Genomic DNA, 12,459 nt, shown 5'->3' with positions numbered 1-12,459 from the left:
TCCTAGCACACCGGGCACGTGATCGGGCGGTTGTCCCCAACCGCCCGGTTGTCCACAGGCACGCCCGGCCGCCCCTCGCGAGCAGGCCCCGCCGCCGGGCACGCTGCCGCCGTGAGGACCATCGCGCCGACTGCGGCGCTTCTACTGATCATCGGCGTATCCCCGCCTGTCTCGGGCGCGCACGCCATCACGGCGGGACATGTCCCACCGTCGCGTTCCGCCGGTCCGGCGGCCGAACTGCCGGCTCCGAACGTGTGGCGGTGGCCGCTCGCGGGCTCGCCCCGCCTGGTCCGTGGCTTCGATCCGCCTCCGCAGCCCTGGCTGCCGGGCCACCGCGGCGTCGACCTGGCAGCGGCACCGGAATCGCCGGTGCTGGCCGCGGGCAGCGGGACGGTCGTCTACGCGGGGATGCTCGCCGGGCGCGGCGTCGTCAGCGTCGACCATCCGGGCGGTCTGCGCACCACCTACGAACCCGTCACACCGCTGGTCAAGGCCGGTGACACCGTCACCGCGGGCATACCGCTGGGCACCCTGACCGCGGGGCACCCCGGCTGCGCAGGGACCGCCTGCCTGCACTGGGGGCTGCGGCGTGGCACGGTCTACCTCGACCCGCTGGCCGTGCTCGGTCTCGGCCGGGTGCGCCTGCTGCCCGGCGGCAGCTCAACTCGATGAAGATCGCCGTTTGCGGTCTGAACCTGCGCTCGAACCCCGTGTTCCGACCGCAAACAGCGATCATCCTGCGGACCGACCGCCCAGCCGGTCAACCGCGCAGCAGGCCTGGCAGCCCGGCGGCGAGCCGCTCGTAGTCGGCGGCGCTGTTGTAGATCTGGGCGCTGATGCGGATGAAGGCACAGTCGCGCCACCACATCACGTTGGGCTCGACCCCGAGCTCGACGCTGATCCGGGTGCGCAGCGCGGCCGTGTCGGCGAGGTCGCGAACCGCGCCCGCGGGCAGCGGGAGCAGCCGCATGGGCACCTCCGGGCCCGGGTCGGGCAGCGTGTCCGGGTCCAGGCCCAGCGCCTGCCCGAGGACCCGCTGGCCGTACGCGGCGAGCGCGATGTTGTGCCGCTGGATCGCCGCGAAGCCGTACCGGTCGAACACGTCGAGCCCGGCGGGCACGGCCAGCCAGGGGCTGTGGTCGACGGTGCCCTGCTGCTCCAGGAACAGCGGGAAGCCGTCCGGCTGGGAGTGCGACACCACCAGCGGCACCATCCGGTCCCGCCAGTCCGGGGCGACCTGCAGCAGCGCGGCCCCCGGCGGGGCGAACGCCCACTTGTGCAGGTTGCCCACCCAGAAGTCGGCCACCAGCCCGGCCACCGGGCGGTCCAGCATGCCGGGCGCGTGCGCGCCGTCGACCAGCAGCGGCACGCCCCGCTCACGCAGCGCGCCGGCGATCGCGTGCACGGGGTGGCGCTGCGCGGTCGCCGAGGACACCTGGTCGACGATCACCAGACGGGTGCGCGGGCCGACCCGGTCCAGCACCGCGGCCACCGTGTCCGCCTCGGGCGCGCCCAGCTCCACCGGCGCCGTCACCACGCGTACGCCGCGCCGCCGGCGCTGGTCGTCCACGGCCAGCTCGACGGCGTGGTAGCCATGGTCGGTGACCACGATCTCGTCACCCTCACCCGCTGCGACCGCCGCCAGCACCAGCGAAGTGCCCGTGGTGGCGTTGGCGACGAACGCGCTGCCGGCCGGATCCGCCCCGCAGAACGCCGCCGCGGCGTCGCGCGCCCGCCCCACCCGCTCCCACAGACTCGCGGTGACGAACCGGGTGGGATTCGCGTCGTGCTCGTCGATCAGCCGTTGCCGGGCCTCGCGCACCGGCACCGGGACCGCGCCGAACGAGCCGTGGTTGAGATGAGCGACGGCCGGGTCGAGCGCGAACAGCTCGCGGGCGCCGTCCAGCGGGGCGGGGGGAACACCGGTCATGTACCCGGAGTCTAGGGCTTCCGGCCGGTCGGCACGGGCCTGGCGAACCCGCCGCCGTGCTCGCGCAGGTGCCCGCGCAGCGCCAGGGACGGCAGGATCGCGAGCGCGGCGCGCAGGGACACCCCGGCGTCGGCGGCGATCTGCTCGGGGTACGCCCCGCCCCGCCGCGGCACCGCGTCCACCAGCTGCCGTTCCACCGGGTCCAGCGCGTCCAGCGGGCGGTCCGCGCCGCGCGGCACCGGGGCCAGCTCGCCGATGCCGCCCACCTCCTCCAGCACCTGGGCCACCGTGGCGACCGGCCGCACCGGCTCGTGCGGCTCGCGGCGCAGCTCCTCGTGGCAGCCCACCGACATCTCCGAGGTGATCGGGCCGGGCACCGCCATCGCGGCGCGGCGCAGCTGCCGGGCCCGGCGCAGGGTCTGCCGGGCCCCGCTGCGTGCGGCCGCCTCGACCAGCACGGTGCCCCGCGACAGCGCGGCGATGACCCGGTTGCGCACCAGGAAGCGCACCTTGAACGGGGCGGTGCCCGGCGGCCACTCGCTGATCAGCAGGCCCTCCTCGGCGATCTGGTCGAACAGGGCGTTGTTGCTCAGGGGATACGGCCGGTCCACGCCGCAGGCCAGCACCGCGACGGTCACGCCGCCCGCGGCCAGCGCGGCCCGGTGCGCGACCGCGTCGATGCCGTACGCGCCACCGGACACCACGGTCCAGCCCCGCTCGCCCAGCCCGTAGCCCAGCTCGGTCGCCGCGTACGCCCCGTAGTCGGTGTTCGCCCGCGCGCCGACCATGGACACGGACCGCTCGACCGCGTCGTCGAGCCGGTGCGGGCCGCGCAGCCACACACACTGCGGCGGGTAGGTGTCCCGGTCGATCGTGTGCGGCCCGTCGACGCTGATCTGCCGCAGATCGGCCAGCCGTGCGGGCCACTCGCCCGACTCGGGCGTCAGCACGCGTACGCCCAGGCGGTCGGACCGTTCCCACAGCCGGGCGGCGAACTCCGCGGGCGGCCGTCCGTGCAGGCGCAGCGCGGCAGCCTCGGCGAGCTGCCCGCTCTCGCGGCCCGAGGCGAGCCGGTCCAGCGCCTCGACCGGGCCGTGGGCGGCGACCAGCTCGTACAGGCGGCGGCTGCCGGGTTCGACCAGGGTGCCCAGCACGATGCGGGCGTTGCGGACCGCCTGCTCGTCGGCGGAGCCGGCGGGTTCGTCGAGGATGTTCACGGTGTGCCTCCGCTGCGCAGGTTCAGGGCGATGTTGATCTCTTCTTTGCCGGGCCGGTCCAGGCCCGCCAGGTCGCTGAGGGTCCAGGCCATCCGCAGCACCCGGTCGTGGCCGCGAGCGGACATCTCGCCGGTGTCCAGCCGCCGGCGCAGCCCCTCGGTGACGTCGTCGGGCAGCCGCCAGCGGCGCTGGCGCAGCACCGTGCCGGGCACCTCGCCGTTGCAGCGCGCGCCCAGCCCGGCCCAGCGCGCGGCGGCCGTGTCCCGCGCCGCCGCCACCCGTTGCGCCACCACCTGAGAGGACTCGCGCACGGACGCGTCGGTGAACAGATGGGCCGCCTTCAGCGGCAGCAGCGTCAGCCGGATGTCGATGCGGTCCAGCAGCGGCCCGGAGATGCGGCCCAGGTAGCGTCGCTTCACCTGCGGTGTGCAGGCGCACCCGGCGTCGCCGGACGGGCGGGCACACGGGCAGGGGTTGGCCGCGAGCACCAGCTGCACCTGCGCCGGATACACCACCACGCCGCGCGAGCGGCCCAGCGTGACGACCCCGCCCTCCAACGGCTGGCGCAGCGTGTCCAGCGCATGCCGGGTGAACTCGGGCGCCTCGTCGAGGAACAGCACACCCCGGTGCGCCAGCGACAGGGCGCCGGGCCGGGCCAGCCCGCTGCCGCCGCCCACCAGCGCCGCCACCGAAGCGGTGTGGTGCGGTGCCTGGTAGGGCGGCCTGCGCAGCAGCGGCTCGCCCGGCGCGAGCATCCCCGCGATCGAGTGCAGGGCGGTGACCTCCAGCGAGGCCTCGTCGTCCAGCTGGGGGAGCAGGGAAGGCAGCCGCTGCGCCAGCATGGTCTTGCCCGCGCCGGGCGGCCCGAACAGTGCCAGGTGGTGCCCGCCCGCGGCGGCCAGCTCCACCCCCAGCCGCCCCAGCTCCTGGCCCGCGACGTCGGCCAGGTCAGCCTCCGGCCCGACCGTGCGAGCCGGCGCCTCCGGCGGTTCGAGCAGGGCGCACCGGCCGCGCAGGAAGCCGATGACCCGGCCCAGGGTGTCTGCGGCCAGCACTCGCATCCCCGGCACGAGCGCCGCCTCGGCGGCGTTGCCGACCGGCACGATCGCCTTGGCGACCCCCTGCCCGGCGGCCGCGGCGACCATCGGCAGCACCCCGCGCACCGGGCGCACCGAGCCGTCCAGGCCCAGCTCGCCCAGCACCAGCACGTCGTCGAGCCCGGCCAGCGGCAGCGTGCCGGTGCCCCCGAGGATCGAAAGCGCGATGGGCAGGTCGAACGCCGAACCTCGTTTGCGCAGGTCGGCAGGATCGAGGTTGATGGAGATGCGCTGCTGCGGCCAGCGCTCCCCGGAGTTGGTGATCGCCGCGCGCACCCGCTCGCGGGCCTCGTTGAGCGCCGTGTCGGGCAGCCCGCTCAGCACCACCACCGGCAGGCCCGGAGCCAGGTCGGCCTCGACCCGCACGAGCTGCCCGGTGACCCCTTCCAGCGCGGCGCACAGCACCATCGCGTAGCTCATCGGCGGGTCGCCCCGTTCTGCCCGCGCATGTCAGAACGCGCCACGGAGGTGCTCGACGACGGGGTCGGCGTCGCGCGGCGCGTGGACGCTGATCACGTCGAAACGCACCTCGGCGGGGCGTATCCCGCTGACGGCCAGCCACTGCGCGGCCAGCTGCCGCAGCCGCCGGACCTTGGCCCGGGCCACCGCCTCGGCGGGTGTGCCGTACGTCGCACCGCGGCGGGTCTTCACCTCGCAGAAGACCAACGTGTCACCGTCGCGTGCCACGATGTCGATCTCCCCGGCGGCGCCCCGCCAGTTCCGGTCGAGCAGCACCATGCCCGCGGCCAGCAGATGTGCTGCTGCCAGGCGTTCTCCCCAGGCGCCGAGGGCCTGTGTCACCTTCGTCATGAGGGCTGAGCGAACACCGTGCACGGCCCGGATCGCCACGACGCAGGGGCGTCGGCTGTGGACGGTGGGTCACTTGTGGATATGCGCCTGATCATGCGGTTGATCTGTTAGGGCGGCCGCTCGTTGGCGCGAAGATGAAATCTGCTCTACGGTTTGCGGCCGTGGACGGACATGACGACTTCGCCGACTGGCCGAGCCCCTTTCGCGAGCAGCGCGGCGGCCGGGACGACCGGCGCGCACCGGACCAGTACGCATACGACTTCGACGGCGAATCCCGGGTGCCGGCACCTCGCTCCGGCGACAGCCGATACTCCTCGCTCGCCGACCTGAGCGCCGGACCCGGGCCCGGCGGCGGCCGCGACGACCGCGAGTGGGACCGAGGCGGCGACCGCTACCAGGCCCCGCCGGACCCGGACTTCGTGCCCCGCGGCCAGCGCTCCGGGCAGCCGATGCCGCCGGCCGACCAGGACTTCGCCCCGCGCGGGTCCCGGTCCGGCGCGCCGCTGCCCCCGCCGGACGCCGACTTCGCCCCCCGTGGCCCGCGCCAGGCCGAGCCGATGCCGGACATCGACTTCGCCCCGCGTAGCCCGCGCGAGCGCGGACCGGTGTCACCGCCCGCGCTCGCCGGTCCGCCGATGGGCCACCCGGATCCGATCCAGCAGCCGACCTCGACGGTCGACGCGGCCGCGGTGCGCCGCTCGGTGGCCGAGTCCGACGGGCTGTACCGCAGCAAGCGCCCGGCGCTGCTGGTGGCCTTCTGGGCGCTGGCCGGGCTCGGTGAGCTGCTGATGGTGCGTCCGCTGCTGGCGGGCCTGTTCAAGACCGAGGCGGGCCTGGCACTGGCCCCGCTGCTGGCGATGACGGCCTTCCCGTTCCTCGCCCTCGGCCTGTACGCGCTGACCACGGGTGCCGCCACCGCGGTGCAGTTCCAGGGTCCGCGGGTCTGGCTGCGCACCCCGCTGGCATACCTGCTGGTGGGTGCGGCACTGATGCTGGCCGCGGCGACCGCCTCCTGAGCGGGCGCCCCGGCGTTGGCGGTGTCCCGGGCGAGGGTGACCCGGGGCACCGCGTACACTTGGGTATCGCGACCACTTCACGTGGTCGACTTCGCGCGCCCTCCCGCCTTTGACAGGCAGGGCGGCGGCCTCCCTGGTCCCCGTTCGCGGGGTTCCACCATGGCCGACGACCGGGCGCCAGGCGGCAGCCGCCGGCTGCCGGTTCAACCAGGGAAAAGCACGGGCCTGAGCCCGTGCCGAGAGATAGGCCTACACATGGCTGTAGTCAGCATGCGCCAGTTGCTCGAGAGCGGCGTTCACTTCGGGCACCAGACCCGTCGCTGGAACCCGAAGATGAAGCGCTTCATCTTCACCGAGCGCAACGGCATCTACATCATCGACCTGCGCCAGACCCTCGAGTACATCGAGAAGGCGTACGCGTTCGTCCGCAACACCGTCGCCGAGGGCGGCACCGTGCTGTTCGTCGGCACGAAGAAGCAGGCCCAGGAGGCCGTGGCCGAGCAGGCCGCGCGCGTGGGCATGCCCTACGTCAACCACCGCTGGCTGGGCGGCATGCTCACCAACTTCCAGACGGTGTACAAGCGGCTGCAGCGGATGAAGGAGCTGGAGTCGATCGACCTGACCGGCACCGCCGCGGGGTACACCAAGAAGGAGACCCTGCAGCTGTCGCGGGAGAAGACCAAGCTCACCAAGACCCTCGGTGGTCTGCGGGACATGACCAAGCTCCCGTCGGCGGTCTGGATCGTGGACACCAAGAAGGAGCACATCGCCGTCGACGAGGCCCGCAAGCTGGGCATCCCGGTGATCGCGATCCTGGACACGAACTGCGACCCGGACGAGGTCGACTTCCCGATCCCGGGCAACGACGACGCGATCCGCTCGGCCGAGCTGCTGACCAAGGTCATCGCGACCGCGGTGGCCGACGGTCTGATCGCCCGCTCGGGCAAGGCCGCGCGTGGCGGCGACGTGAAGCCGGAGCCCGGCACCGTCGCGGCCGACGAGCCGATGGCCGAGTGGGAGCAGGAGCTGCTGGCCGGGGACAAGCCGACCGCCGAGGCTCCGGCCGTCGAGGCCCCGGCCGCCGAGGCCGCTCCGGCCGAGACCGCGCCCGCCGCGCCCGCCGCTGCCGCTGAGTGACCCGCTGTCACACGGTGCGGGTGACAAACCCGCACCGTGTGGTACGACTTGCGAAGTCTTCTACCAAAGAGGGAACTGATGTCCACTATTTCCGCTGCAGACGTCAAGCGGCTCCGTGAGCTGACCGGCTCCGGCATGATGGACTGCAAGAAGGCGCTCGAGGAGTCCGAGGGCGACTTCGACAAGGCCGTGGAGATCCTGCGCGTCAAGGGCGCCAAGGACGTCGGCAAGCGTGCCGGCCGCTCCACCGCCAACGGTCTGGTCGCCCACAAGGGCACCGCGCTGCTGGAGCTCAACTGCGAGACCGACTTCGTCGCCAAGAACGACGCGTTCATCGCGCTGGCGGAGCAGCTGGTCGCCCACGTCGCCGAGACCAAGCCGGCCGACGTGGAGGCGCTGCTCGCCTCGAAGATCGGTGACGGCACCGTCGCCGACCTGATGCAGGACCAGTCCGCCAAGATCGGCGAGAAGCTGGTCATCGGCCGCTTCGCGGTGCTGGAGGGCGCGGTCGCGGTGTACATGCACCGCAAGAGCGCCGACCTGCCCCCGCAGGTGGGTGTCGCGGTCCAGTACAGCGGCAAGTCCGACGAGGCCGGTGCGGACGACGCCCGCTCGGTCGCGATGCAGATCGCGGCCATGCGGCCGAAGTACGTCACCCGTGACGAGGTGCCGGCCGAGGTCGTCGAGTCCGAGCGCCGCATCGCCGAGCAGACCGCTCGCGAGGAGGGCAAGCCCGAGGCGGCCCTGCCGAAGATCATCGAGGGCCGGGTGAACTCGTTCTTCAAGGACTTCGTCCTGATCGAGCAGCCGTCGGTCACCGACCAGAAGAAGACGGTGAAGCAGGTGCTGGCCGAGGCCGGCATCGAGGTCACCCGCTTCGCGCGGTTCGAGGTCGGACAGGCCTGAGCCGCCCCGAGCGGAACGCACTAAGGAGGGAGGTCGCTGGTGGCAGCCAACGGCCTCCCTTTTCCCTACCGTCCGCGGGGTCGCCGACGGTGAGACGAAAGGTCGCTGATGTCCGGACACCAGTTCAACCGGGTCGTGCTGAAGCTCTCCGGCGAGGTCTTCGGCGGTGGTGAGGTAGGCGTCGATCCGGACGTCGTGGCCGGGGTCGCCCGCCAGATCGCCACCGTGGTGCGCCGCGGCGTGCAGGTCGCCGTGGTCGTCGGCGGAGGCAACTTCTTCCGCGGTGCCGAGCTGCAGAAGCGCGGCATGGACCGGTCCCGCGCCGACTACATGGGCATGTTGGGCACCGTGATGAACTGCCTGGCGCTGCAGGACTTCCTGGAGAAGGAGGGCATCGAGACGCGCGTGCAGACCGCCATCACGATGGCCCAGGTCGCCGAGCAGTACATCCCGCTGCGTGCCATCCGGCACCTGGAGAAGGGCCGCGTGGTGATCTTCGGTGGCGGTGCCGGCATGCCGTACTTCACCACCGACACCGTGTCAGCCCAGCGCGCGTTGGAGATCCACGCAGACGTGGTGCTGATGAGCAAGAACGGCGTGGACGCGGTGTACACCGCCGACCCGCGCACCAACCCCGACGCGGTCCGGATCGACCAGATCACGTTCAGCGAGGTGCTGCGGCAGAACATCCGGGTGGCCGACGCCGCCGCGTTCAGCCTCTGCGCCGACAACGGCATGCCGATGCTGGTTTTCGGCGCCGAGGGCGACGACACCATCGTCCGCGCCGTCAGCGGCGACAAGATCGGCACCCTGATCACCGCCTCCTGACCTTGTCCGCCCCGCCTCCGCCGGGCGCCGGCGCGGTGGGACGGGGGTGGACGGGTGGGGTGGGACGCCTCGCGCAGGGACGGACGTGACGGGCGGTACCCTATGGCCGCGTGGCGGACGGGTTCCGGGCGTGGCACGGGTGCGCTGGGTGCGGACACGTTCACGCGGGCTCGGACGTGATGCGAGCATCACGCCGCCGTCAGGCGGATGATCGAAGACAGAGCACAGCACGGAGTCAGTGCCCGGCGACCAGGTCGCCGCGGAACGGGGCCCACAGGCTGCCGCGCCGCCACCGGTCGGACGCGGCACACGATCAGAGACGGAGAAGCCCGTGATCGACGACACCCTCCTCGAAGCAGAGGAGAAGATGGACCGGGCGGTCGAGCACGCGAAGGAGGAGCTCGCGGCGATCCGCACCGGCCGTGCCAGCGCGGCGATGTTCTCCAAGATCGTTATCGACTACTACGGCACGCCCACCCCGCTGCCGCAGATGGCGTCGATCGGGGTGCCCGAGCCGCGCATGGTGATCATCAAGCCGTACGACACGTCCCAGCTGGGCGCCATGGAGCGCGCCATCCGCGACTCGGACCTGGGGGTCAACCCGGGCAACGAGGGCACCCAGCTGCGCATCCTCGTGCCGCCGATGACCGAGGAGCGCCGCCGCGACATGACCAAGGTCGCGCGGAGCAAGGGCGAGGACGCCAAGGTCGCCGTACGCAACGTGCGCCGCAAGGGCAAGGAGGAGCTCGACCGCATCGTCAAGGACGGCGAGGCGGGCGAGGACGACGGACGCCGGGCGGAGAAGGAGCTCGACGACCTGACCGCCAAGTACGTGGCGCAGATCGACGAGCTCATCAAGCACAAGGAAGTCGAGCTGCTCGAAGTCTGATGAGCGAGCCATACGACACGGACCCTCGCCGGTCCGGCGCTTCCCGGGCGCGGCAGCCCTACGATGCCGCGCCCGACGCGTATACCGACCCCTCCGACCGGCCCGGCGAGGAGTCTCGGGGCGGCCGTCGCCGCCGCGAGGAGGCCTCCGCACCCGCCGAGCACGGTGCCGCGGCCGGCCACGGCGACCCGGGCGACGACGGGACCGGCGGACACGACCGGGCCGGGACGCCCGGCGGCGACGCCGACGACGGTGGCGAAGGTGAGCGGGCCGCGGCCGCCAAGGACTACGGCCGTGCGGGCCGCAACGTGCCCGTCTCCATCCTGGTCGCGGTCGGCCTCCTGCTGGTCATCCTGACCCCGCTGTTCTTCTTCAAGCCGCTGTTCCTGGTCATCCTGGTGGCCGCGGCCGGGCTGGGCATCTGGGAGATGACGCGCGCGCTGCGCACCTCCGGGGCGCGTCCGCCGCTGATCCCGTTGCTCGGCGGCGGCGTGGCGATGATGTGTCTGGCCTGGTTCTCCGGCGTCGACGCGCTCAGCATCGGCCTGCTGATCACCGTGCTGGCGACCATGGTGTGGCGGATGGGCGACGGCCCGGCCGGCTACCAGCGGGACATGGGCGCGGCGGCGCTGACGATGGTGTACGTCCCGTTCCTGCTCGGCTTCGCGGCTCCGCTGACCACGCCCGAGGACGGGCAGTGGCGGATCCTGGCGACCCTGGCCGCGGTGGTGCTCTCCGACACCGGCGGGTTCGTGGCCGGTGTGCTGTTCGGCAGGCATCCGATGGCTCCCACGATCAGCCCGAAGAAGTCCTGGGAGGGCTTCGCCGGCTCGATCCTCGCGACCGGGGCGGGCAGCGCGGCGATCCTGTGGGCACTGCTGGACGTGGCGCCCTGGAAGGGCGTGCTGTTCGGCGTGGTGGTCTCCGTCGCGGCGGTGCTCGGCGACCTTGCCGAGTCGCTGCTGAAGCGGGACCTCGGCATCAAGGACATGAGCAACATCCTGCCCGGCCACGGCGGCATCATGGATCGACTCGACTCGATCGTGTTCGCCGTGCCGACGGCCTACCTGTTGCTGTCCGTGCTCGCCCCGTCGGCGTGAGGTGAGACACAGCGCGCGGCGCAGGCAGGCGTGGCACGACCCCGAGCAGCACTGTTGGCACCATCGAGGGCTGTCGCCCTCGTGCGGACGTGGGACACTGGACCAGTCATGACGAGCCTTCCGTTGATTTCCGTTACCGATGGTGACGGCGCGACCGCGCGCCGCTCCTCCATGCCTCCGCGCCACCTCGCCGACCTGGATCTCGCGGGTCGGCGCAGCGCCGTGTCCGACCTCGGTGAGCAGGCCTTCCGTGCCACCCAGCTGTCGACGCACTACTTCGGGCGGCTGGAGCGCGACCCGGCCGGCATGACCGACATCCCGGCCGCCGCGCGCGAGCGCCTCACCGAGCAACTGCTGCCCAAGCTGCTCACCCCGGTCCGCGAGCTGGCCTGCGACGACGGCGAGACGCGCAAGGCGCTGTGGCGGCTGCACGACGGCGCGCTGGTCGAGAGCGTGCTGATGGGGTATGGCGACCGGGTCACCGTCTGCATCTCCAGCCAGGCCGGCTGCGGCATGGCGTGCCCGTTCTGCGCCACCGGCCAGGCGGGGCTGACCCGCAACCTGTCCACCGCCGAGATCGTCGACCAGGTGGTCTACCTCGCCGGGGTCGCGCAGTCGGGCGTGATGGGCGGCGAGGCCCGCCGGTTGAGCAACGTGGTCTTCATGGGCATGGGCGAGCCGCTGGCCAACTACAACCGGGTCATCGCCGCGGTGCGCCGCCTGACCAGCCCCGCGCCGGAGGGCCTGGGGCTGTCCCAGCGGCACGTCACGGTCTCCACGGTGGGTCTGGTCCCCGCGATGCGCAAGCTCGCGGAGGAAGACCTCTCCGTGACTCTTGCGCTCTCGCTGCACGCGCCCGATGATGACCTTCGCGACGAACTCGTGCCGGTGAACCAACGGTGGAAGGTCGCCGAAGTGCTCGACGCCGCGTGGGCGTATGCCGCCCGCACCGGTCGCCGGGTCAGCATCGAGTACGCCATGATCAGGGACGTGAACGACCAGCCGTGGCGGGCTGACCTGCTGGGTCGCCTGCTTGCGGGGCGGCTGGCGCACGTCAATCTCATCCCGCTCAACCCCACGCCGGGCAGCAAGTGGGACGCCAGTCCCAAGCCGGTGGAGCGGGAGTTCGTCCGGAGGTTGCGTGCGGCCGGAGTGGCCACTACGGTGCGTGACACCCGGGGACGCGAGATTGACGGCGCATGTGGACAGTTGGCTGCGAGCGAGGTTGAGGCATGAGCGGCATGAAGAGGATTGAGGTTCCGGCGTGAGCTCGCATGGTCAGCGGTTCCGCCGCCGGGCGGTCCGTCGCGGTTACAAGGTCGACGAGGTGGACACGTTCCTCGACCGGGTGGAGGCGACGCTCAACGGCGCCCCGGTCGGTCCCGAGATGAGGTCGCAGGAGGTCCGGGACGTCGTGTTCCGGGTGCGCTTCGGCGGATACGACGAATGGCAGGTCGACCTGCACCTCGACCGGGTCGAGCGCCAGCTCGCCGAGTTGGAGGAGCGTCCGGCCGCCCCTGGTCGCGGCG

Annotated in this window: 13 protein-coding genes; 9 read left to right on the top strand and 4 right to left on the bottom strand. The window is 72.6% G+C overall.

Going from position 1 to position 12,459, the window contains the following annotated elements:
- Nucleotides 1-111: 111 nt before the first annotated feature.
- Nucleotides 112-672, top strand: a complete 561-nt coding sequence (locus tag F9C41_RS29375; protein WP_230690113.1) for a murein hydrolase activator EnvC family protein — start codon at nt 112-114, stop codon at nt 670-672.
- An 88-nt stretch (nt 673-760) separates the two neighbouring features.
- Here the strand turns inward: F9C41_RS29375 and F9C41_RS29370 are convergent, their stop codons facing one another.
- The 4 genes from F9C41_RS29370 to F9C41_RS29355 are packed head-to-tail and all read right to left on the bottom strand — an operon-like array spanning nt 761 to nt 5,054.
- A complete protein-coding gene (locus tag F9C41_RS29370; RefSeq protein WP_155390069.1) occupies nt 761-1,930 on the bottom strand; it encodes an aminotransferase class V-fold PLP-dependent enzyme in 1,170 nt (389 codons plus the stop codon).
- Nucleotides 1,931-1,941: 11 nt separating this feature from the next.
- Complete coding sequence (gene dprA, locus F9C41_RS29365) at nt 1,942-3,147, bottom strand: DNA-processing protein DprA (protein ID WP_230690112.1); 1,206 nt, start codon at nt 3,145-3,147, stop codon at nt 1,942-1,944.
- Complete coding sequence (locus F9C41_RS29360) at nt 3,144-4,664, bottom strand: YifB family Mg chelatase-like AAA ATPase (protein WP_155390068.1); 1,521 nt, start codon at nt 4,662-4,664, stop codon at nt 3,144-3,146. The genes dprA and F9C41_RS29360 overlap by 4 nt, the downstream gene beginning before the upstream one ends.
- Nucleotides 4,665-4,694: 30 nt before the next feature.
- Nucleotides 4,695-5,054: a YraN family protein gene (locus F9C41_RS29355; RefSeq protein WP_155390067.1), complete on the bottom strand. Its 360-nt coding sequence runs from the start codon at nt 5,052-5,054 to the stop codon at nt 4,695-4,697.
- A 161-nt stretch (nt 5,055-5,215) separates the two neighbouring features.
- Between F9C41_RS29355 and F9C41_RS29350 the strand changes: the two genes are divergently transcribed.
- The 8 genes from F9C41_RS29350 to F9C41_RS29315 all read left to right on the top strand — a co-directional run.
- Nucleotides 5,216-6,070 (top strand): hypothetical protein, encoded by an 855-nt coding sequence (locus F9C41_RS29350; RefSeq protein ID WP_155390066.1) that lies wholly within the window; start codon nt 5,216-5,218, stop codon nt 6,068-6,070.
- A 255-nt stretch (nt 6,071-6,325) separates the two neighbouring features.
- Nucleotides 6,326-7,207, top strand: a complete 882-nt coding sequence (gene rpsB / locus F9C41_RS29345; protein ID WP_155390065.1) for a 30S ribosomal protein S2 — start codon at nt 6,326-6,328, stop codon at nt 7,205-7,207.
- A gap of 78 nt (nt 7,208-7,285) precedes the next feature.
- A complete protein-coding gene (gene tsf / locus F9C41_RS29340; RefSeq protein WP_155390064.1) occupies nt 7,286-8,113 on the top strand; it encodes a translation elongation factor Ts in 828 nt (275 codons plus the stop codon).
- Between the two features lie 108 nt (nt 8,114-8,221).
- Nucleotides 8,222-8,941 (top strand): UMP kinase, encoded by a 720-nt coding sequence (gene pyrH / locus F9C41_RS29335; protein ID WP_155390063.1) that lies wholly within the window; start codon nt 8,222-8,224, stop codon nt 8,939-8,941.
- A gap of 331 nt (nt 8,942-9,272) precedes the next feature.
- On the top strand, nt 9,273-9,830 hold the full coding sequence (gene frr, locus F9C41_RS29330; RefSeq protein WP_120318523.1) for a ribosome recycling factor: 558 nt from the start codon (nt 9,273-9,275) through the stop codon (nt 9,828-9,830).
- The gene (locus tag F9C41_RS29325) at nt 9,830-10,930 is read left to right on the top strand and encodes a phosphatidate cytidylyltransferase (protein ID WP_196280006.1); all 1,101 of its coding nucleotides are present in this window, start codon (nt 9,830-9,832) and stop codon (nt 10,928-10,930) included. Before frr ends, F9C41_RS29325 begins: the two co-directional genes overlap by 1 nt.
- A 108-nt stretch (nt 10,931-11,038) precedes the next feature.
- A complete protein-coding gene (gene rlmN / locus F9C41_RS29320) occupies nt 11,039-12,166 on the top strand; it encodes a dual-specificity RNA methyltransferase RlmN (protein ID WP_155390062.1) in 1,128 nt (375 codons plus the stop codon).
- 28 nt (nt 12,167-12,194) lie between these two features.
- Nucleotides 12,195-12,459 (top strand): DivIVA domain-containing protein (locus F9C41_RS29315; RefSeq protein WP_155390061.1); only part of this gene is annotated, 265 nt, incomplete at its 3' end.

The sequence above is a fragment of the Catellatospora paridis genome (assembly GCF_009720365.1).
GTDB lineage: Bacteria > Actinomycetota > Actinomycetes > Mycobacteriales > Micromonosporaceae > Catellatospora > Catellatospora paridis.
The sequence above is the reverse complement of the archived record's forward strand: the minus strand, read 5'-3'. Positions and strand labels throughout refer to the sequence as shown.